This window comes from Flavobacterium sp. GW821-FHT11G01, from assembly GCF_058808175.1.
Genome location: NZ_JBXARK010000007.1, coordinates 77557 through 99573 on the forward strand (window position 1 = coordinate 77557; position 22017 = coordinate 99573).

General features: G+C 32.1%; 16 protein-coding genes. 3 read left to right on the forward strand and 13 right to left on the reverse strand.

Going from position 1 to position 22017, the window contains the following annotated elements; genetic code table 11:
• Positions 1 to 85 precede the first annotated feature (85 nt).
• From AC1RRN_RS13840 to AC1RRN_RS13855, 4 genes are all read right to left on the reverse strand, one after another.
• Complete coding sequence (locus AC1RRN_RS13840) at positions 86 to 2548, reverse strand: glycoside hydrolase family 95 protein (RefSeq protein WP_492967848.1); 2463 nt, start codon at positions 2546 to 2548, stop codon at positions 86 to 88.
• A 37-nt stretch (positions 2549 to 2585) separates the two neighbouring features.
• On the reverse strand, positions 2586 to 5303 hold the full coding sequence (locus AC1RRN_RS13845; protein WP_492967849.1) for an alpha/beta hydrolase-fold protein: 2718 nt from the start codon (positions 5301 to 5303) through the stop codon (positions 2586 to 2588).
• 23 nt (positions 5304 to 5326) lie between these two features.
• Positions 5327 to 7063 carry a glycoside hydrolase family 43 protein gene (locus AC1RRN_RS13850; protein ID WP_492967850.1) on the reverse strand — a complete coding sequence of 579 codons (1737 nt, stop codon included), beginning with the start codon at positions 7061 to 7063 and terminating at the stop codon, positions 5327 to 5329.
• A gap of 465 nt (positions 7064 to 7528) precedes the next feature.
• A complete protein-coding gene (locus AC1RRN_RS13855; RefSeq protein WP_492967851.1) occupies positions 7529 to 7987 on the reverse strand; it encodes an RNA methyltransferase in 459 nt (152 codons plus the stop codon).
• Positions 7988 to 8703: 716 nt separating this feature from the next.
• Here AC1RRN_RS13855 and AC1RRN_RS13860 point away from each other — a divergent pair.
• Positions 8704 to 9081 carry a hypothetical protein gene (locus AC1RRN_RS13860; protein WP_492967852.1) on the forward strand — a complete coding sequence of 126 codons (378 nt, stop codon included), beginning with the start codon at positions 8704 to 8706 and terminating at the stop codon, positions 9079 to 9081.
• A gap of 75 nt (positions 9082 to 9156) precedes the next feature.
• On the forward strand, positions 9157 to 10428 hold the full coding sequence (locus AC1RRN_RS13865) for a beta-helix domain-containing protein (RefSeq protein ID WP_492967853.1): 1272 nt from the start codon (positions 9157 to 9159) through the stop codon (positions 10426 to 10428).
• 191 nt (positions 10429 to 10619) lie between these two features.
• On the opposite strand, the gene AC1RRN_RS13870 is transcribed toward AC1RRN_RS13865, so the two are convergent.
• The 3 genes from AC1RRN_RS13870 to AC1RRN_RS13880 all read right to left on the reverse strand — a co-directional run bounded on the left by AC1RRN_RS13870 (position 10620) and on the right by AC1RRN_RS13880 (position 14283).
• A complete protein-coding gene (locus AC1RRN_RS13870) occupies positions 10620 to 11699 on the reverse strand; it encodes a Ppx/GppA phosphatase family protein (protein ID WP_492967854.1) in 1080 nt (359 codons plus the stop codon).
• 53 nt (positions 11700 to 11752) lie between these two features.
• Positions 11753 to 13024, reverse strand: coding sequence for an MFS transporter (locus AC1RRN_RS13875; protein ID WP_492967855.1), 1272 nt, complete (start codon positions 13022 to 13024; stop codon positions 11753 to 11755).
• 275 nt (positions 13025 to 13299) lie between these two features.
• Complete coding sequence (locus tag AC1RRN_RS13880) at positions 13300 to 14283, reverse strand: BstXI family restriction endonuclease (RefSeq protein ID WP_492967856.1); 984 nt, start codon at positions 14281 to 14283, stop codon at positions 13300 to 13302.
• An 810-nt stretch (positions 14284 to 15093) separates the two neighbouring features.
• Here AC1RRN_RS13880 and AC1RRN_RS13885 point away from each other — a divergent pair.
• Positions 15094 to 15996, forward strand: a complete 903-nt coding sequence (locus AC1RRN_RS13885) for an AraC family transcriptional regulator (protein ID WP_492967857.1) — start codon at positions 15094 to 15096, stop codon at positions 15994 to 15996.
• Between the two features lie 60 nt (positions 15997 to 16056).
• Here AC1RRN_RS13885 and AC1RRN_RS13890 read toward each other — a convergent pair whose 3' ends face one another.
• The 6 genes from AC1RRN_RS13890 to AC1RRN_RS13915 all read right to left on the reverse strand — a co-directional run bounded on the left by AC1RRN_RS13890 (position 16057) and on the right by AC1RRN_RS13915 (position 21981).
• Positions 16057 to 16485, reverse strand: coding sequence for a response regulator (locus AC1RRN_RS13890; protein WP_492967858.1), 429 nt, complete (start codon positions 16483 to 16485; stop codon positions 16057 to 16059).
• Between the two features lie 14 nt (positions 16486 to 16499).
• Positions 16500 to 17786 carry a sensor histidine kinase gene (locus tag AC1RRN_RS13895; protein ID WP_492967859.1) on the reverse strand — a complete coding sequence of 429 codons (1287 nt, stop codon included), beginning with the start codon at positions 17784 to 17786 and terminating at the stop codon, positions 16500 to 16502.
• A 307-nt stretch (positions 17787 to 18093) separates the two neighbouring features.
• Entirely contained in the window at positions 18094 to 18744 is a 651-nt protein-coding gene (locus tag AC1RRN_RS13900) for an NAD(P)H-binding protein (protein ID WP_492967860.1), read from the reverse strand.
• A gap of 9 nt (positions 18745 to 18753) precedes the next feature.
• On the reverse strand, positions 18754 to 19794 hold the full coding sequence (locus tag AC1RRN_RS13905; RefSeq protein ID WP_492967861.1) for an adenylate/guanylate cyclase domain-containing protein: 1041 nt from the start codon (positions 19792 to 19794) through the stop codon (positions 18754 to 18756).
• Between the two features lie 166 nt (positions 19795 to 19960).
• Positions 19961 to 21070 carry an alkene reductase gene (locus AC1RRN_RS13910; RefSeq protein WP_492967862.1) on the reverse strand — a complete coding sequence of 370 codons (1110 nt, stop codon included), beginning with the start codon at positions 21068 to 21070 and terminating at the stop codon, positions 19961 to 19963.
• Between the two features lie 86 nt (positions 21071 to 21156).
• Positions 21157 to 21981 carry a DJ-1/PfpI/YhbO family deglycase/protease gene (locus AC1RRN_RS13915; RefSeq protein WP_492967863.1) on the reverse strand — a complete coding sequence of 275 codons (825 nt, stop codon included), beginning with the start codon at positions 21979 to 21981 and terminating at the stop codon, positions 21157 to 21159.
• Positions 21982 to 22017: the final 36 nt, after the last annotated feature.

Here is a 22017-nt window from a genome sequence, read left to right on the forward strand (position 1 = left end):
TGTAATAGAATAGCTAATGTATTGAATTAAAACTTAAATCATTTTTAGACTCAAAAACAGATTCTTAAATGATTTTTTTGTGATATTATTGAATTGAAAAGTTATAAATTTTGCCTTTTTCAGTCTCTATATCATATAAATAAGTTGCAGCAATATTCAAAGGTTTTATATTTGATGCTGCAGCTATAAGAGGCTTTTTTACCTCTTCTGTCTGATAAAAAACATTTGAATTAACTCCAGAAGCTTTCTTGAAATTGGAGTTGCCTTTTAAAATAATTTCATTTGGAGTTCTCAGCCTCAGATTTCCACCAAGATTTGACTGAATACTTACGGCAATTAATTTTCCTTCTTTCCATTTCATCTCTTTAATTTCAAAACCTCCATGTGCTTTTAAGCCATTTATCTCGCCGTATTCTTTTAGCGCATCAGGCAAAGCTGGAAGTAAATGAAGGGCATCATCTGAACTTTGCATTAGCATTTCGGTAATACCTGATGTACACCCAAAATTTCCATCAATTTGAAAGGGCGGATGAGCATCAAAAAGATTATTGTAAGTACCACCTCCATCTTTGTTTACACCAAGCGGCGTTAATTGATTTTGAATTAAGCTGTAAGCATGGTTTCCATCCTGCATTTTTGCCCACCAGTTTACTTTCCATCCCATACTCCATCCTGTCGATATATCACCTCTTTGTAATAAGGTATTTCTTGCCGCTGCAAAAAGCTCCGGAGTTCTGTATGCCGAAATTTGATTTGAAGGATACAACCCATATAAATGTGAAATATGACGATGATTATCTTTAGGATCATCCACATCATCCAGCCATTCCTGAAGCTGATTGTATTTTCCTATTTGCATGGGAGGCAGCATATTTCGTAATATTCTTAAGCTATCTGTATACTGTTTATTTTTGCCTAATACTTCTGATGCTTTTATAACTGAGCTAAAAACATCAAATACAATTTGATTGTCCATCGTTGATCCAGCGGTAACTGCTGATCCTTGGTGTGCAGCCGGAGCATTTTCAGGGGAATTTCCTGGTACTACGACCAACCATCCGTTTACAGGATCTTTTACTAAAAAATCAGCATAAAAATCAGCTGCTCCTTTGAGCGTTTCATATACAGATTCAAGATACACTTTATCTCCCGTATACAGATAATGCTCCCACAAATGCTGGCTCAACCAGCCACCGCCTGCATTCCATACTCCCCAGGTGGCACCGTCAACAGCACCATTAATTCTCCAAATATCTGTATTATGATGTGCCATCCAGCCTCGGGCATCGTACATTACTTTTGCTGTTTCTTTTCCTGTTTGGGCTAATTCCTGAATCATTTTTAAGAGAGGCTCGTGCATTTCTGATAAGTTTGTTTTCTCAGCCGGCCAATAATTCATCTCTGTATTTATATTGATGGTGTACTTGCTATCCCAAGGCGGTGTCATACTAGTATTCCAAATTCCCTGAAGATTTGCAGGCTGACCACCTTGTTGTGAAGAAGATATCAATAAATAACGTCCGTATTGATAATACAAAGCAACAAAAGAAGGATCTAAAACATTTCTAAAATTTGCCAACCTTTCATCTGTTGGTAATTTTGATGCGGTTGCTGTTCCAAAATCAAGTTTTACCCTTTTAAAATACTTTTGATAATAAGCAATATGAACCTGCTTCATTTTATCATAATTCTTATCAAATGCCTTGTCTAAAAAAGATTTTGCCAGTTCTTTTTCTTTTCCGCTGATATCCTGATAATTAATAAAGTTTGTCGCAATAGAAACATAAATTAAAACGGAATCTGCACCTTCAATTTTTATTGAATTGCCAGTTGCATTTATATGTCCGCCCTTTACTTTAAATTTTGCAAGTGCATTAAATTTTACCTTGCCTTCTACTCCTTCATGATCACTTGTTATTCCGGAAAGTGATAGTTCATTATTGCCGTTAACGGACATTTCCTGTTTTTTATGTTCCGAGGTAAAAGCAGCTGTAAATGACAATTTTCCGGGTTTATCGGCAGAAAGTTTTATAACTAAAACACGATCCGGAAAAGACGTAAATGCTTCCCGCGTGTAAGTCACACCATTTGCTTTATAAGATGTTTTGGCAATGGCTTTTTCAATATCAAGTTCCCTATAATAATTGGTAAAGTCGTGCTGCTCTAAAAAGCTCAATTCTAAATTTCCCACAGGCTGAAACATTTGCCCATGGGATTTTTTAGTAATTATATTTTCATTTATCAGCTTTTCAGCTTTTTTATATTCCCCTTGAAAAATAAGTTTTCGTATTTCTCCCAAGGCTTGTTTTGCATTCGGATTATCGTTCCTGTTCGGACTTCCGCTCCAAACCGTGGCTTCATTTAACTGAAAAATTTCTTTTTCGACATTCCCATACACCATGGCGCCCTCAAAACCATTTCCTATTGGTAAGGCATTTTCCCAAACGGCACCGGCAGGCTTTTTATACCAAAGTTTTAAATCATCTGTCTGCTGCGCAGATAATGAAATTCCAAAAAACAATACTATGGCAACTAAATATATTTTCATAACTTTTTTTGTCTTCCGGGATTCATAAACTTTTGAATTAATTAAATAACAAAGGAGCAAACATAAATAAATCGTGTCTCCATACCGGCCAGGTATGACCTCCAGAGTATTCGCTATACTGATATTTAATACCCATTTCGTCAAACTTGCTCATCATTATTTTACAATTTTCAAAAGCAATATCTTCCTTGCCACCCATTGAAATCCAAAAGTTTTTAATATTTGAATTAATAGTTGCGGCATTGTTTTTCATGAATTCATATTGAGGTGCTGACAAAGCTGAATTATTAGCCCACCATCCTGAGCTAAAAACTCCTATGCTGGAAAACATATCCGAATTTTTAACCCCGGCATAAAGTGTTTGCAATCCACCCATTGATAATCCTGCTAAAGCTCTGTTTTTAGGATCAGTTGCTACTTTAAAATTACTTTCAACAAAAGGGATTGTTCCCATTTTTAATTCATTCTCAAAAGCTTTTAATGCATTTTCATTAAAACCGGCAACTCCTCCTGTATTTCCCATATTGCCATCTAACATGGCAATTACCATTGGCTTTGCTTTTTTTTCGGCTATTAAGTTGTCTAAAATTAAATTAGCCTTGCCTTGAGTCGCCCATCCGGTTTGATCTTCGCCACCTCCATGCAATAAATATAAAACGGGATATTTTTCGGTAGCATTTTCATAACCCGGTGGTGTATAAACATACATTTCGCGCCATGAATTAGTTGCTTTTGAAAAGTATTTTTTTATTCTGACATCACCATGCGGAACCATTTTTAAAGCATAAAAATCACCTTCTTTATTCGGAATTTCAATACCGCTGGCCATACGTCCCATACCATAAAAGGTTTCGCTTGACGGATCGGCAACAGCCACACCATCAATAAGTAAAGAGTAATAATTAAATCCTTTATTGATCACATCAGTAGTTACAGTCCATAATCCATCCGAATCCCTTACCATATCATACTTTCTGCCTAAATCAATTTGTACTTTTGAAGCTTGTGGAGCATTAACTTTAAAAACTACTCTATTATCCGGTAATATTTGCGGATATTTTGCATTACGAATATTAGTCTTTGCCGGATCTCCTAAAATAGTATACGATGTAAAAACAGACTGATCGACAGGCTTAAATAAAAACTGCGAAAACATATACAAGCCGTTTTTCCATACTTTAAAATCATGAACTCCCGGTTCAATGTAATAAATGTGCGGAACATTATTTTTATACAAATAATCATGGGTTCTTCTGCTATTTTCGATAAGCCAGTCATTATCTCCGCAGGAAATCCAAAGCAGTTTCAATTTCTTTTTTGCTTCTTCAGGATTCGGAAGTAATTCTTCCGGCATTTTTGTATTAGGAGCGGCTGAGAATGCTCCTACCCAGGCAAATTTATCGAGATTTCCTAAACCAAAATTCAGCGATTGTCCTCCTCCCATAGACAAACCGGCGATAGCACGATGTTCTCTGTCTTTGTAAGTCGGATATTTTTTTTCGATGTAAGGAATTAAATCGTTTAATAAATCTTTTTCAAAAACTGCAAATGCCTGTACTTTATCCGGAGCCATTATATTTCCGGTGGCACTGTCCTCTTGCATTGCTCTGCCGTTTGGCATTACAACAATCATCGGTTCTAATTTTCCTTCGGCATAAAGGTTATCCAATATAACCTGCGGATTTCCTCCGTTAAGCCATTCTTTTTCATCGCCGCCAATTCCGTGTAAAAGATACAAAACAGTATATTTTTTCTTTTTATTGAATCCCGGAGGTGTATAAACTGTTGCTTTCCTAATAGTACCAACTGTCTTAGATTCATAACTAATACTTTCTATTTTTCCTGATGGAATATTTGAGTTTAACTGATCAAAACCAACAGGCGCCTGCACTCTTAAAGGAGATTTTCCTTCTGAGAATTTATAACCTAAGAGAGAAAGCATTTTATCAGCATAACGTCTTCCCAATTCCCTGTAGCCTGCCGCATTAAAATGCAAAAAGTCAGGCTCGGCAGTGCAGCCTTTTGATGAAATTATATAAGAATTAGATATTGTTTTTGGAAGTGTAGCAATAATTTTATTCATGCTCGCACATTTACCATTCTGATCTTCATTTACGGTTTCTCCTGAAAGCAAAGGCACTTTTTTGGGATCAAGATTCAGATCTTTTATCAAATTATCATAGACAATTTTTACCTTTTGTGGCCAAAGTGTATCACCGGTATTCGATTCTCCCTGATGCAGTAAAATACCTTTAATAACTCCTTTTTTCTGTGCCAATTTCGCCATTTCCAAAAGTCGCGCATACGGATTATCGTTATATTCCTTAAGAATTCCTTTCATCCAGTCGGGTGCGGTTGCAATATATTCTGTAGTTTTATCTTTATCAAAAAGTTCGATTTTACATCCGCCAACAGCAACATTTATAATACCTACTTTAATATTTTTAGGAAGATTGGCAACCATGTTTCTTCCAAAATAATCAACTGGTGTCAATCCGGTATTACATCGGCACAAGGGTGGAATTGCAGTATACCAATTTCCTTTTGTACGCTTAATTTCAGGACAATTTACAGTTTGTAAAACCTGAAACCGATCGTCAATACCTACAATATCCTGTGGTTCTATTTTAGCATAGCCTTCCATATTTGATTGGCCAAAACTCAAATAAACGTGAAAATCCTGATCCTGAGAATATCCTTTTTGTGTTATTAAAAAAAGAACCGTAAATGCGAAAAATCTAATTATTGATTTCATTCTGTATGTTTTAATTTCAATATTTATTTTATCTGAGCATCATTTGAAGCCGTAGCATACAATCCTACTAATGCTCCTGTAAAACCACCTGCCACATTTGTTGAAAGAATATCTCCTGAAACGCTTCCTCCTAAATTTTCAAAATCGGTACCATTAAGAGCATAACTAAATTCATAACTGTCTCCTTTTGCTTTTGCCTGCAAACGGATATTTTTCTTGATTTCGATTTTAGCGCTTGCAACAATTTTTGATGTTCCTTTCTCTGTTCTTTCTAACAAAACATAAGTATCCTTTCCTTTCTTTGTTATACCAAAGACGTAATTGAAACGCTCGTTTTGAAGACAAACAATTCCTGCCAGATCTTTTTCAGATGCAGGTTTATAATCGATTGTTGTTGTAAAAGAAAAAGTATTGTGTTGTTGTCTGTAAAAAAGTGTTGACGTTGGTTTTACTTCTTTAATATTTACAGCAAAAGGTTTAATCTCAAGTCCTTTTTTGGTAACAGAAATAAAATTTTCACGAGGACCTCTAAGTCCTATCCATCTGTAATCTAGCTTTTCGGAAGTAAAATTTTCAGTAAACGTAAAATTTCCATTAGGAAAAAATCCGTCTTTTCCAGTTTTGTTTTCAGTCCCTTTCGGCATTTTTATTTTTGGCTCCAGCGGAACTAATCCGTTTTCAAAAACAGGAAAAACTCCCGACCAGTCTATAGGCAACATAAAAGTTTCACGACCTGTATTTACCCTGTCTTTATCGTTTGGACGCACTCCCAGAAAAACACCGTAATATTTATTATCAGGACCTAAAACTATATCTGCATGACCGGTCCAGTCTACTTTATCTGGTCTATTTTGTGGAAAGTATCTTTGCGTAAGAATTGGGTTGTTTGATGCTGGTTTAAAAGGTCCTTTAGGATTATCACTAATAAAAACAACTTCACTATGATTTCCTCCTGTTCCACCTTCAGCACACATTAAATAATAATGGCCGTCTTTTTTATATAAATGAGGAGCTTCAATCCATATTGGGTTTTTAGACAGATCTACACCACCGTCTACTATAATTTTATCTGTGCCTGGAATTACTTTATCATTTGTTACATCATATTCCCATACTTTAATTACACGATGCCCTTCATACAATTCTTTTCCTTTATCAGGAGCGTCATTATGAACGATATAACCTTTTCCGTTATCATCAAAGAAAATACAAGGATCTATTCCGTTAAAATCTAGTTTTATAGGACTTCCCCAACCTTTCATGGGATCTTTTGTTTTTACTATGATATTACCCATATTACCTGTAAAGGCTGTTACAATCATATAAAAAGTATCATTATGAGGGTTATACGTGATACCCGGAGCATATACGCCCTGACTGATGCCTGTATCATGTGGATTAAATTCGGAAACATTATTTAATACACCTCCCAGATCTGTCCAATTCACTAAATCTTTAGAATGAAAAATTGGTACTCCGGGAAACATCGCAAATGAAGAACAAGCCATATAATAATCATCTCCCTTTCTGGTAATCGCAGGATCAGGATAACATCCTTGTAAAATTGGCGAGTAAAACTCATCTGATTTCAATGGATTATTTTTATAAATAATATCATCTCCTTCATAAATAACGTTAGAAAAGATTGGTCCTTTTTCAATTTGTTTTTTTAGAAGGCTATCTTTTATTGTTACTCCATTAAAAGAAAAAAGAAATAATACTGAAAATGATAATAAGGAAAAGATTTGTCTCTGTTTCATTTGAATTGGTCGATTATTATTTAACATCTAAAAATGTAAGGTTATATTAAAAACATTCAATTTAAAATCTACTTATATAATAAGTGTATTTATTACAAATATAAAAAAACATTTCAAAGAACAACCGGTTGCTTATATAATTTTTTAATAAATACATAAAAAAAACTATGATAAAAAACAGTCTACGTAATAAATTTTATAAAAAACACGTATTTTATCAATTTCATTCAGCCTTAATTTTAGCAAAATTATCGTTTTATAGATTTTTTTGTAAAAAAGTATAAAGAATGAGCAAGGGGAATTAACCTGGATGAGGGCCAGAAAATAACTATAAAGGTATTTTGAGTTGTCTTTAGATAAAACAACCGAATTATCATTCAATAGTTATCAACAAAACACAAGACTAAAACGTCCCTGAACCTTGTTTAAGAATGGAAAGTGAGAAGAAGCTAAACTAGATTTTATTTAAGAACGTGGCTTAGGCAAGTTCCTGTCGTACATAATAATAGTTCCTGCCACAGCTACATTTAAGCTTTTTATTGATTTAAATTTTACTAAGGAATGACATTTATCCATTACTTTTTTAGATAAGCCATGATCTTCTGCTCCTAATAAATAAACGCAACGTCTTGGATGTTCAAATGTTTCTAAATCAGAAGCTTTATCATCTAATTCAACACCAACCAATCGCGCTCCTTTAGGTAGGTTTTCAAAAAATGCCTCAAAAGTATCGTAATGAAAATAAGGAATTGCTTTTACTGCATCATGTGTATCACAGGCTTGTTTAGCATATCGATTACCTATTGTAAATATAAAAGTTGCGCCTAAATTTTGAGCCGATCGCCACAAAACACCTAAATTCTCAGGCGTTTTACCATTTTGTATTCCTATCCCAAAATACTCATTTATAAAATTGTCATTCATAAATGCAAAAATACAAACTGTAAATACATAAATCAATTTTTTATTTAGATGAAATGAAGTGGAGTTCCTATCTAAAAGTAGATACAGAATACAAAAACTTAAAAGATTAAAGAAGGAAGTTACAGCGATTCGAAAAGATATTAATTTCTTTTAATCGCAAATTCCTTATAGCCTATTTTGTATTCTTTGCCTTTTCGTTTTATAAGATGAGTACTTAACGATATCATTTTTCAAATAAAATAACTCATTTGATAAACTTTTTTATTTCATCATATAATCTAAACAAACAAAAAAGCTTTTTTCCATTAAAACAAAACCATCAAAAGGCTAAAAAACAGGAAAAAAATTACAATAAACAATATACCAACAACTTACAAAAAACAAAACAAATAAAATTAAAATTTAAACACCATCGTATGGTAAAAAAATTAAAACATAATTAATTAATTATCAAACACTTAGCTACAATAATCCAATAATTTAATTATAAGAAAAAACCACCACTAAATGGTTATAAAAAAACAAAACACAAATATCTCATTATTAGTATTTTAAGGAAAAACCTTATAGAAAAATAATATAATTCTAAAAAAAATGAAAAAAAATACGAAAATCAATTTAAAGAGAAAAGAATTCAAAATCTTTTTAAAAATATATTTGTAATGTCAACATACAGTTGAAAAACAAATTAACAAACCATTTAATATACCAAAATTATGTCAGACTTTTTAAAACAATTCGGAGAAGACTTAGAAAAAAATGTACCTGGTTTCATTGCAGTATCAATTGCAGAAATTCAAAGTGGAATGTCCTACTTTTCACTTTCTGTAGTTTCAGATTTTGATCCTGAATTAGCATCTGCTTTTAACCTTGAAGTTGTAAAAGCAAAAATGAATGCAATCAGTGCCTTAGGATTAAAAAACCAGATCGTTTCAGATATCATGATTACTTTATCTTCTCAAATTCATATTATTGATATTTCTGAGAATAATTTGTATATGATCTATCTCGCGGTTGACTCAACGAAAGCAAACTTAGGAATGACCAAATCAATTCTTAACAAGTATAAGAAAGAAATTGCTGCTAAATTATAATTGATTTGAAAGTGTGAAATGGCTGGCTGTAATCGTCAGCCTTTTTTTTAAAAATAAATTTAAAAAAAAGAAGTTATGAAAAAGAAATTACTGTTACTTGTATTTTTTACTTTCACGATACTGATTAAAGCACAAAACACTAAAGGTATAGATGGTGATAGTAATTGGTTGAATATGTGGACAAATTTCAATCCCAAAATTACCAATTACAATGAAGCCTCCATAATAATAACTGGTGAGATTACGGCAAACATGACATTAAAAAAAGAAAATGTTTATCTATTAGTCGGTACCGTTTATGTTGCTCCAAATGCAACTTTAACAATTCAGCCAGGCACGCTTATAAGATGTGATACTCATACTTTGACTACATTAGTAATTACAAAAGGTGCCAAAATCATTGCTGAAGGCACCGAAACCGACCCTATTGTTTTTACCTCTGACAAAAATTCAGGAGACAGAAATCCTGGTGATTGGGGAGGTATTATTATTTTAGGGGATGCACCTATAAATAAAAGCGGAGGAATTGGTACTTTGGATTTTGATCTTGACCCACATAAGGCACTGTATGGCGGAGATAACAAGGACAGTGATTCTGGTATTTTAAAATATGTCAGAATTGAATTTTCCGGAAAAAAAACAAGTGCCAATAAGCCAATAAATGGGTTATCGTTAGCGGGAGTTGGAGGGAAAACAAAATTAGAATATATCCAGGTTACTTCATCAGATGAGGATTCTTTTCAGTTTTATGGAGGATATGTGAATACCAACAATTTAATTTCTTTACGATCTGCCGATGACGATTTTGATTTTACTCAGGGTGTTCAATGTAACATTGTTAACAGTATTGCAATTAGAAGTCCTTTTTTATCTGATAGTTACGGATCCCGCTGTTTTGAAATGGAAACTGTCGACACAAGAAAAGGAGAAGTTTTAGACAGCAAAAAAGAGATGACCAGAGTAAATGCTGTGAATATGACAATGATGCATACCGAGGATATTGGTAGTGAAACTGAAGGACTTAAGCACGAAGCAATATTGATTCGGGAAAATACTTTTTTAACATTAACCAATTCCGTAATATCAGGATTTAGCCACCTCATTATATTCTCAGATACAGTTACAATTTCCAACGAATATTTAGAGAAAATAACATTAAGAGATCTGCTTATAAATGATACGAAGGTTATTGGAACAACTCAAAATACGGACTACAATTCCTTTATCAGCAATTGGTATCAAGAAAAACAATTCGGAATCGAGTTTATAAAACTTAAAAACGATGAATTATTTGCCAGTTCCTCTATGAGAAAAAAACCTGATTTTAGAATTAAAGCTAAAATTTAAATTGACTAAAAGTCAATAAAAAAACCAGTAATCTATAACGATTACTGGTTTTTTTATTGCTCCACTTCTTCTTTAAAAAATACTTAGAAAACTCATTCTGAATGTCTGGAATTATCAATTAAAATGTTAAAATAAAGCTTCAAAATCACTTCTTTTTACCCTATTTAAGAATCATTATTAGAAAGATCTCTTTACTGAATATTCTTTGCTCTTTTTGCAGAATCGGCAATATAAGAAAGCAGCCAGGCCATTTGTCCTTGTTTTGTGAAATAGATCTTTTTAGATTTAACATCAGGAATTTTCTCTAATAAAGTCAGCAATATTGAATTTGCGGCAATTAAGTATTTTTGAGAATAGGTTTTCAATACCTTCTCAACATCCTTGTTTTGCAATGCTAATGCTTCAAATTTCGCATAATCGGTTTTTATCATATTATTATAATCGGCAACTTCTTTAATTTCAAATGGGCTAAAATTTTCTATTGCACCTTTTCCTTTATAGAGTGTGTAGAATGCCCAAACTGCACCTCCGGACATGTATATGTTTTCTTTATTAAAAATCTTTGGACTTTGTTGATACAAGTGATCTGTCTGTTCTTTTAATTCGGGCAATGCATTAAATAGCAACTCATTAAATTCATCAATCGAATTATTTTTTGCCTTCTTGTTTATTTTCTCTGTAAAGGTTACTGTCCCTAAATCTAATGTCAGAGGATAAAACACCAAAATATCATTATCGGTATTGAATTCCTCTACATATCCTCCTTTAGTATTTCCTCCGCCAATATCAAGAATCAAAGAATCAGAATACTCTTTTGGCGGAATACATCCTTTTAATAATAATTTTGCCTCGGTTTCAGAAGTAATTATGGCTACATTAATATTAGTAAAGACATATAACCTTTGCAGCAGTATATCTACATTTTTGGCCATTCCTACACCAGATGATACAACTATAAAGATCTTTTTTTCTTCGATTTTATATTCTTTAAGTAGTTTGTCATAATTTTTTGCCACTACATTAAAGGCAGTTTCAATATCATTTGTTGCTAATTTTCCATCTACGGCTATCCCTTTCGCAATTGCCACATTTTCTGTCCAAAAATCGACTACTTCATATTTTCCTTTTTTAATATTCTGGACATTTATTACCGACATTTTTACACCCTTACTTCCTATTTCGATTCCGGCATAAAGTTCTTGTGAAATTAAAAACGAGGGAATTAAAAAAATAAAAATAATTATGGCTTTTACTGCAATATTTTTTTTCATCTTAAATGGGTGTTTTTTAATACTATGAATAGCTCATTTTACCTCGAAGCAGATTATTGTTTCTTATTCTTCTCAACAAAAATAGATTGCACTATTTTTATTTTAGTTTCTATTGTTTCTTTCTCAACCGTTTTTACCAACCAATAACAAAGCGAAATAGCCAATAAACCAATTAAGCTCATAAAAATGAAATCTGCTCTGTAACTCGCATACGCAACAATTTCTAAGCCTGTCTTGGCACTTAGGATATGTGCAAGACTAAAACTCATAGTAAAAACAGACATGTATCTGCCCTCTTGATTATTGTGGGATCTGGTCATCGCAAATGAATTTGCAAAAGGAAAAGTTAACATTACACCAAGAGTCATAAAGAACATCATTATATACAATATTCCGTACCATTTGTCATTCAATAGCAGAAGGATATAACTAAGCACCATAAAGGATAAACCAAGCATTATAACGCTCAGCTTATTAATTCTGTTTCTTTCTACATAATTAACAATTGGCAATTCAAACAGCAACGTTAATATACCGCTAAAGCTTAAAATCAAGCCGCTGTTTACTTCTGATAAATTAAATTGTTCTCTGTGATATAATGTCAATGTAGTAAATACCTGAAAATACATGATCCCGGTTATCAGCGAAATGAACATATGCGTTAAAAAAGCTTTATCTTTTAATATCGCATATTTGTCTACTCCTATATTGTTTTTTTTGAGTTTAAAAGGTAATTTTCTTTCTTTAACTAAAATAAGAAAAACTAAAACCGCCAATATACAAGTAGCCGAATCTACATAAAAGAGATATTTATAACCGATTAGCATAATTATTACACCACCTAAAGGAGGACCAAATAGAAAGCCAAGGCTTGTCGCTGCTCTTACCAATGCCAGTGCTCTGGTTTTGTTTTCTTTTCTGGTATATGTATTTAAGGATACGAGCATTGCCGGCCTGAACATATCTGCAATAGTAGTTAAAAGCAGAATTGAAATACAAAACCCTTCAAATGATGTTGTATACTGCAGCATAAAAAAGATTAATCCGCTTCCTACGAGACTTCCTATCATTACTTTATAAAATCCAATTTTATCAGATAATATACCACTTAGCCAGGTACCTATAAAAGAACCGACACCAAAACAAACCATAACCCAGCCTATCTGATTATATTCAAAATGCAGGTTCTCTCGCATATATTTTGAGAGAAACGGAATTACCATTGTCCCTGTTCTGTTTATGAAGGTTATTAATGCCAAAATCCAAATTTCTTTTGGGAAACCACTATAATTTTCTATGTATTTTTTTCTTAAGTCGCTGATCATTTTTTTTTATTTTTTTGATGATTTTTTTATTTTTTTGGATACCACTTTTTAATAAATCAAAAAGGAAAACTTTTTTAAATTACTGTTCAGGTTTTATATCTTTTTGTCTTTAATAACAAAAAAATAATAATCAGTAATTGCTGCAAATGGATATAATTTGTTTTTTAAGACAAATTGCTTTCTCTCTAAATAGTGGATTATTTTTATAGGTTTATGATATTTTAGAGTGTATTATTTATTCAAAATATATCTCCAAAATATCATAATCTATAATCTTAATTAGATGAATCCTTATTAAAAATAATGGTATTAACCACTACTTCTTTCATCCACTTAATAGTTTCGATTACGCCAGTTTCCTTACAAATCATATTACAGTTTTGGTGTCCCCACGCCAAATTATAAGGTGAATGATTAAATTCTCCTATTTTTAACTGATTAATATAAAAAAGGTTTATCTGGCTGATATCTTTATCGACATCTGATTTCTCTGCAGATTCAAAGAAGTTAATTAGAAAAGCCTCTGCACTTAACTTTTTTAAACAAAGAGGGCAAATCGTGTTTTTAACATTATCAATAATGCGAGTTTTGTAAAGTCGGTCCGTATTAGATAATTTTTGATTATCACAAGCTGTAGTTATTGCTGACATTCGATTTTCGATCTCACTCTCTGTCATACCGGCGCCAAGTGCTATTTCTTTAGAATCATAGCAGAGCCAGAACAAATATTCTAATTGTAAGTGACAAGATTTTATCGTTAAAAGAGAAGCATATTCTGCTACTCTGATTCCGGCACCTTTGCAACTGCTGGTATTAAAGCCAAGAATAATTTTCTCTTCGTCTTTTGAAGCTGACGATACTATTCTTGCAACAAAATGGCCATCTATAGGAGACGCTCTCTTTTCTGCTACAGTTAGCTTATTTTTGTAAGGATTAAATTCATTCCATTGTGCCCTTGTCTCGTAAAACAAAATGGCATTAACGCCAAGTTTCAACTTCCTGTCCTTCATTATAATTAATGTCTCAGGATTTGTGTAATACTCTTCAGGGCTTAGGACAACTATAAATCCGCTTTCAAATTTGTAAGAAGTGAAAATGGAAATATCGAATAAATGAATTGACTCAAAAGGTATCAAAACGGTGCCATTTCTATTGGCTCTGTTTTGAAAAATCACATCATCATTCGCACTTCTGGTTTGTCCGGTTTTGTAAATTTTACTTTGCAGTAAAGGAGGTAGCTTGGGTAGTCTTTTAGCCATAGGTTGTTAGTAGGTTGATTAATAGGTTTATTATAAATTTGGCAACAAGCCAATATAATGCCGGTAAAAGATGTCACAAGTACATATTTCGCACTTGCAATCTCTGGACAATTAAATATTTAAATCATTCTACAAACTATAATTAGACTATTCAAAAAAGTGAATAAGAAGTATCTAATTTTAAATATTTACAATAAAAATGTTGAACGTTTTTTGATTAACTTTTAAAGAATCTATTTTTTTATTTATAGTTCTTTTTAAAAACCTGACACGACGCTTTTATATCTTGCTAAAATTTTAAACATTAAAGGATTAATGCTAAATCATTTTATAAAAAAGAATTAATTTGAATTAAATATTTAAGCTTTTTAGAATTTTAAAAACTTAAACATTTGTTAAAATAAAACAAATCTATTTTATTCAATTCTTAAAATAAATGGACTATATTATTATTATGATGGACTATATTACTATTTTTTTCTTTACTTTAAAAAAAACACTTTTATTTGTTTATTAAATTATTAGAGAGACTTTCTTCAATTATTCTTATTATTTGTTAAAAACAAAAAAGAAATCTTCAAATATTTGTGTAAAATTGATTAAAATTTTACACAAAAAATTCATCTATTTCTTACTTAATTATCGCATAATCCTATTAATTGCTTATGAAATTACTTGATTTACTGTAGGATTAATAGTAAATACTTTCAAAATTTTTACAGCGTCTAAAAATCAGTTTAAAATTAGAACAGAAGAAAAATAAAATTGTAACTTAGCAATAAATGCTTTTTTTGTTCACAATAAATTATCATGAAAAGTTTTAAACAGCGCGATGGATTTAGGGGAGAAAAACTAATATCACTACCCAATAATATTTGGCAAAAAGCAATTGAAGAAAATCCTGTATTAAGCCATTTATATATTACCAATATGGGTTATTTCCCTAACGCTACTTATCATTACAGAGAGCGAAAAAAAGGATGCACCGATAATATTTTAATTTACTGTATTCGCGGAAAAGGCTGGCATAGTATAAATGACAGACATTTTGAGGTTAGACCTAACCAGTTTTTCATAATTCCTGCAACTAATGAACATATAATTTACGGCTCAGATGAAAATGATCCCTGGACAATATATTGGATTCATTTTAGCGGTCGGGATATAGATATTTTTAATAAAAATTTCAATATAGGCTTATTTGATGGCCCTCAACAAATCGCCTATAACGAAAAAGGGATAGAACTCTGGCACTCAATGTATCAAAATCTTGAAATGGGTTATAGTAAAGAAAACATTACCAAGGCAAATTTATGTTTGTATCATTTCGTTTCTTCTTTTTTATATCCTGATGTAAATGTTAATGAAAAAAAACAGGACGAAAAAGACTCGATAAACAACACTATTGTTTATATGAGAAACAACCTTGGCGGAAAAACAACTTTAGAAGATTTGGCTCTACTCAGCAATCTGTCGCCATCACATTTTTCACTTCTTTTCAAAAAAAGCATCGGTATGGCTCCATTGGACTATTATATTCATTTAAAATTACAACAGGCCTGTTTGCTATTAATAACCTCCGATGTTAAAGTAAAAATTATAGCTGCTGATTTGGGATATGATGATCCTTATTATTTTTCCCGTCTTTTTAAAAAACACATGAAAATATCGCCATTACAATATCGTTTTTCTCCTCAATCAAAGTTGTCATAATATTGTATAGGCTATTTCAAACAAAACTTGAGATAAGAGTTCTGTATCGAAAAACAACACTTATTTCTTCAATGAAAATTCATATTCAATAAGTCTGAATTTTTCTCTATCAAGTGGTTTATTAAGAAATCGAAATATAGAAGGGTCACTTTCTGCCCGTTTAAAATCATCTGGATGTATTGAAGTTGTAATCATTAAAATAATGCAATTACTTTTTATCGTTTCAGAAAGTTTTGCGTATTCTTCAAGAAATTCATATCCGTTCATGCCAGGCATATTGATGTCTAAAAATATCAATTGCGGAAGCAAATCTGGTGTACTCTCTAATGATTGGATATAATCAAGAGCTTCAAGGGCTGATTCCTGCAAAACAATTTCTTCTGCAAAATGATATTTTTCGGCCATTCGTTTTGCAATATAACGATCTGTTGGATTGTCATCTATTACCAGAATTTTTTTGAAAGATGGTTGTGTTGTTTCCTGATTCATTAAGTAAGATTGATTTATTTATTTGGAATTTTAATTGAGAAAGTAGTTCCTACGCCTATTTCTGATTGTATTTTTATTTCACCATTGAGTTTATTGACTGCCTCTTTTACTATGTAGAGTCCTAACCCAGAGCCCACTGATTCATTTGATACACGATAGAACATGTCAAATATTTTTGAATGTACTTCTTCAGAAATACCTATACCATTGTCCTGAATTGTTATTCTTGTTTCAATTTGAGATGTTTCTATATTAATACGAACAAAAGGATTTGATATTTGTAAATTTTGATAACGAATAGCGTTTGAAATAAGATTTCCAAAAATGGTAATAAAACGATTTTTATCTGAGTAAATAGAAGTTTCACCAGAAATGTCAATTATAAATTCAATTGTTCTGTTATTATCCCCTATAAATTTTAAATTTTCAGTAACATCAGTAAGAAGCTCGCTGAAATTAATTTGCTCCATCTTTACTTCCATACGAGAATTTCGGGAATAATCGAGAATGTCATAGATAAAACCATCTAGTTTTTTTGCATTTCTTTCCAGCATTTCAAGATGATCAAGTGTTTGTTTTTCTACAGTGTCATCTTTGGCGATTTCAATCAACCCAAGCATTGAATTCAGAGGGGCGCGTAAATCATGAGATGTACTGTAAACAAAACGATCGAGTTCATAGTTAGCCGTTTTTAATTCCTGATTTTCTATTTCTCTTTTATTAAAAATTAAATCGATATGTGCTTCACTATATTTTTTAAACTGATAGGCCCATAAACCACAAATCGAAAAAATAACTCCTGCAAGTATCATATGAATAATAAATGTTTGCAGCGACATATAATCTAATTGAGAGAAATAAATTTGATCAAAACCATTATATTGATAATAACCAAATAATCCATGATGAATACCTACAACCAGCATAAGCGGTATTTGAAGTTTCCAATTTTGATACGTAATAAGTATTGCACTGGCAATGAATGCAATAAAATGCATTTCGAACATACCGTGCATTTGATAAATAAATTGAGCCATGAAAATTCCCAATATAACACTGAGAACATACTGATATAAATTTGATTTTGGTAAAGCAATTTTGGTAGAATAATAAGCAATAAGTAATAAACCACCCACTCCTATCGCAATTTGCCATGTATCATAATAAAAGGCCAAAATTAGCCCGACAACAAAAAAACTGAAAAGGAAATAATTAATTAAGTGATCCGATTTTTTTTTTATTATATAAAGAAAATCCTGAATATGCATGGATTGTTCTAAATCATTAATTTGTTGTTTCATGTTTGGTTATTAGAATTTGGGATCTTACCAAATTATATAAAAAAACTGTAACTCCAAATTTTAATTAAACATATCATAGAAATATTCATAATTTTTCTTGTATTAAGCAACAATTTTAAAAATAATATAAAGTATCCAAAAAATGATGCTTTTTCCTGCATTGCGTTACTGAATTATTAAAAATCAGAACAAATTAACAATTGTCCTCTATTCAATTTAAAACGAAAAGAGTAATGTTCGCTTTTGTTTTTTTGTTCCAATTTTATCTCAAAACTGATAAAGTGCTTAAATTCTGAATTAGCGCGTATTATACAGATTTTGTAAAGCTGAATACTCTGTCCAATTCAATAGTAGACATTCCCTGAGGTAATATTTTAGGAGCTTCTGCTAATTTCTTTGCCAATAAAGCAGTTGGCAATGGCTTAAATTTTTTAAACAAACCTATCGAATTAAATGCCTTTAAAATAGGCACCATCATCTTTTCTCCAAAACGATCTGAGCCTTCTCTTAAAAGTAATCCTGGCTTGAAAATAATATATTGTCTGAAATTAAGCGCTGCAATCTCATCTTCGAGTTTTCCTTTTATTTGAGAATAAAAAACTTTGCTATCCGCAGAGGCTCCGTAAGCAGATAACAAAACAAAAGACGGAATTCCGTTTTCTTTTCCTAATCTGGCAAATGTTGCCGGAATATCAAAGTCTATTTTCTTTTGATTTTCCTTTGAACCAGCTGCTTTCAAGGTTGTTCCCAAACAAGAAAAAAGAACATCACCAACTATCAATTCTTTATAAGAATCAATATTGGAAAAATCGATAATTTGTTCAATTAGTTTAGGATGTTGTTTTCCGATTGGTCTTCTGACAAAAACCGTAACTGATGTATAAGCTGCATCTGCTAAAAGTTCGTCAACCAGAAATTCTCCTGTTGAACCTGTCGCGCCAATAATTAATGCTTTCATAATATAAATTTATAAATTAAAATCAACAGTGTAAAGCTTCATAGGTTTTGCTTTACCTCTTAAAAGAATTTCATCCTGATACGTATATGTTATTGGTAAATCTTTCCGAAATACCTCTTTTATTTCTTCTGAAACTACAAAATCATGATTAAAATCGTTGCATTTACATTGAATTCTGGAAGTTGTATTAAGAAGGTCGCCATGATAAACAATTTCCTTTTTAACTTTTCCAACCCATGTTGTTACTGCAGTACCAATGTGCATTCCGGCTTTAAACTTTGGAACTATATTGTATTTTTCTAAATAATATTCTTCTTTATTTTTAATACACTTCTTAAGAAGATAAAAGCAATATAAACAGCGCTCTTCTTTTAAACCTATTGCCGTTTTCCAGGTCAGGATAATTTCGTCTCCGGCATATTGATAAACTTCTGCACGAGAAGCCAAAATTGCAGCTGTAAAATCATTAAATAAATCCTGCAATAATTTACTATAAAGTATATCTCCAAGTTGCTCAGCCATTGTAGTTGATGATTTTACATCGACAAACATGAAAATTCGCTCTTCCTGTATTGGATGATGATATCGACCTGTAAAATAATTAGAAAAAAATCTACTACTTAAAAGACTGCTTACTTCTAAAAACAGAATTAAAAAGATGGATGCACCAAGTGAAAACATGAAATCTTCAAGCAATCGATCATTCACATATTTAACTACAACTTCCTGATAGGAAAGATGACCCAACAATTCTTCGAAAATAATGACAAAAAGAAGCAAAAAAAGCAATATTGTGAAACTATAAATAAGAGCTTTAAAGATCATAGTGCTAACAAAGGAATATTTGTCAAGATTCACAGACTTTTCAAAAGTTATGATAATAAGACTGATAAAAATTCCAATCATTGTGCCGGGTAAAAGCCTTAAATAAGCATAACCAGAACCTGCATCTGTAATTGCAGCATAAAGTAAACCTAATATTCCGCCAGCGACGATTGCTTTAAAAATTAAGCTGTGTTTTTTATAAAAAGAGATCTTTGGCAATTCCATACTACATATTGATGAATTCAAGACACTTCGTCCCTAATCAAAAGTAATACAGAATGTTAAACACAACAAATTAATTACAACAATATACAAATGAATTTATCTGTACTAAAAAAACGGTAACAGAACATTGCTGTTACCGCTTGCAAAAAATGTTATTTTCTTAGTGTTAAGCCGTTACAAACTGATTATAGGTTTCCCAGTCTGTGTATCCATGCGAACCCAATCCATAATGCAAATCACGATTAGGCTGGGTTAATTCCCAATTGTTTTGTAAGCGTTCTACCAAATCCGGATTGGATATAAAAGGTTCTCCAAATCCTGCAATATCAATTGTTCCCGCATTGATCAGCTCTTCTGATTTCTCTCTGGTCATACCACCCGCCAAAATGATTACACCATCATACCAAGAGCGGAAACGTTCTATAAAACCATCAGGCAAAGCATGGCTGCCTTTTGAAAACTGATCCATTAAATGGATATACACTATATTTCTTTTCTTTAATTCTTTTGCCAGATATTGATAAGTGGCTTCTATTTCATCATAATGAGGCAAATCTCCCAAACCCCCGTATGGCGTTAATCTGATCCCTACTTTTTCATTACCAACAGCTTTAATCGCTGCATCAACAATTTCTAATAAAAATCTTGAACGGTTTTCGATACTTCCGCCATATTCATCTGTACGATTGTTTACAAAAGGATTTAAAAACTGTTCTACCAAATAACCATTTGCTCCATGTATTTCTACGCCATCAAAACCTGCTTCAATTGCATTTTTAGCAGTATTTGCAAAATCATTTACAACCTCTTTTACTTCACTTGAAGAAAGCGCTTTAGGCTTCGATGCCGCTACAAAACCCTCAACACCGTTTTCATCATAACCCCATGCCGAAGTATTTTTTGCCTGTATATCTGACGGACCAACTGGCGCAATTCCGTTTGGTTGGTTTGATGTGTGAGACACTCTTCCTACATGCCATAATTGCGAAAATATAATGCTGTCTTTTTTGTGTACTGCATTCGTTACTTGTTTCCAGCCTTCAACTTGTTCTTTTGTATACAATCCCGGAATATAAAGTACTCCTTTTGCTGTTGGAGAAATTGCTGTTCCTTCAGTAATAATTAAACCTGCTCCCGCACGTTGTGCATAATATAATGCATTGTTTTCGTTTGGAATACCGTTTTCATTTCTTGCCCGCGTCATTGGAGCCATCGAAATGCGGTTTTTTAATTGTAAAAAACCAATCTGTGCCGGCTTAAAAATATCTGTTTTCATAATTATTCATTCTAAAAATTTATTGTTGTCTTTTGATGATTTGATAGTGGAGAAAATGAGCAACTCCACTATCAAGTCTTTTTAAATTATTTTTTAACTAACCAATTTTCAACCGCTCTTGAAAAATCGGCTACATCGATTGGGTGTCTGCTGGTTACTATATTTCCATCAGTCACAACAGGTTGTTCCAATACAGTCGCACCTGCATTTTTCAAATCAGACTGAATGTTCCAGTAGCCTGTTAATTTTCTTCCTTTCAAAATATCTGCTGATGCTAATACAACCGGAGCGTGACAGATAGCTGCTATCAATTTTCCTGATTTATTAAAATCCTGAATAAATTTGATCACGTCCTTATCATAACGAAGGTTATCTGGATTCCAGGCACCACCAGGAATAAATACAGCATCATAATCACTCACTTTAATCTGATCCGCAGTTCGATCAAATTTTATCCAACCAACTGGTTGTAAGTACTGAATTGCCATTACATGTGTTTTTGACATTTCAGGAAACGCAAGTCCGTATCTTTCCGGAGCCGGATTGTATTTAGGAGCAACTATTTCTACTTCAGCTCCTAATTCTCTAAAATACCATACTGGTCCGGTCAATTCAATTTCCTCAAAACCGTCTGCTACAATAACAGCTATTTTTTTTCCTTTAAGAATTGTTTTGTCTTTTACAGGAGTAAAGAAGAAATCTTTTAAAGCTTCATTTCCTGGTGCGTTTAACAATTTTGATACCGGCATAGTTACAACCGCTGTTTGAGTAGCCAATTGATTCACAACTTCTAACTCATGAGAATAATTTGTTTTCATTTCTTTCGTTTTTACTGTTAACTGAGCTTCTACATTTGCCATAGCAAGTACACTTAATATACCTGCAGCGACGATTTGTTTAATTGTTTTCATTTTCTTTAGATTTAAATGTTAATAATTCTGCTTACA

Excerpts from the sequence above, each read along its gene's own strand:
- AC1RRN_RS13840 (WP_492967848.1), bottom strand. The coding sequence starts at position 2,548 with ATGAAAATATATTTAGTTGCCATAGTATTGTTTTTTGGAATTTCATTA.
- AC1RRN_RS13845 (WP_492967849.1), bottom strand. The coding sequence starts at position 5,303 with ATGAAATCAATAATTAGATTTTTCGCATTTACGGTTCTTTTTTTAATA.
- AC1RRN_RS13850 (WP_492967850.1), bottom strand. The coding sequence starts at position 7,063 with ATGAAACAGAGACAAATCTTTTCCTTATTATCATTTTCAGTATTATTT.
- AC1RRN_RS13855 (WP_492967851.1), bottom strand. The coding sequence starts at position 7,987 with ATGAATGACAATTTTATAAATGAGTATTTTGGGATAGGAATACAAAAT.
- AC1RRN_RS13860 (WP_492967852.1), top strand. The coding sequence starts at position 8,704 with ATGTCAGACTTTTTAAAACAATTCGGAGAAGACTTAGAAAAAAATGTA.
- AC1RRN_RS13865 (WP_492967853.1), top strand. The coding sequence starts at position 9,157 with ATGAAAAAGAAATTACTGTTACTTGTATTTTTTACTTTCACGATACTG.
- AC1RRN_RS13870 (WP_492967854.1), bottom strand. The coding sequence starts at position 11,699 with ATGAAAAAAAATATTGCAGTAAAAGCCATAATTATTTTTATTTTTTTA.
- AC1RRN_RS13875 (WP_492967855.1), bottom strand. The coding sequence starts at position 13,024 with ATGATCAGCGACTTAAGAAAAAAATACATAGAAAATTATAGTGGTTTC.
- AC1RRN_RS13880 (WP_492967856.1), bottom strand. The coding sequence starts at position 14,283 with ATGGCTAAAAGACTACCCAAGCTACCTCCTTTACTGCAAAGTAAAATT.
- AC1RRN_RS13885 (WP_492967857.1), top strand. The coding sequence starts at position 15,094 with ATGAAAAGTTTTAAACAGCGCGATGGATTTAGGGGAGAAAAACTAATA.
- AC1RRN_RS13890 (WP_492967858.1), bottom strand. The coding sequence starts at position 16,485 with ATGAATCAGGAAACAACACAACCATCTTTCAAAAAAATTCTGGTAATA.
- AC1RRN_RS13895 (WP_492967859.1), bottom strand. The coding sequence starts at position 17,786 with ATGAAACAACAAATTAATGATTTAGAACAATCCATGCATATTCAGGAT.
- AC1RRN_RS13900 (WP_492967860.1), bottom strand. The coding sequence starts at position 18,744 with ATGAAAGCATTAATTATTGGCGCGACAGGTTCAACAGGAGAATTTCTG.
- AC1RRN_RS13905 (WP_492967861.1), bottom strand. The coding sequence starts at position 19,794 with ATGGAATTGCCAAAGATCTCTTTTTATAAAAAACACAGCTTAATTTTT.
- AC1RRN_RS13910 (WP_492967862.1), bottom strand. The coding sequence starts at position 21,070 with ATGAAAACAGATATTTTTAAGCCGGCACAGATTGGTTTTTTACAATTA.
- AC1RRN_RS13915 (WP_492967863.1), bottom strand. The coding sequence starts at position 21,981 with ATGAAAACAATTAAACAAATCGTCGCTGCAGGTATATTAAGTGTACTT.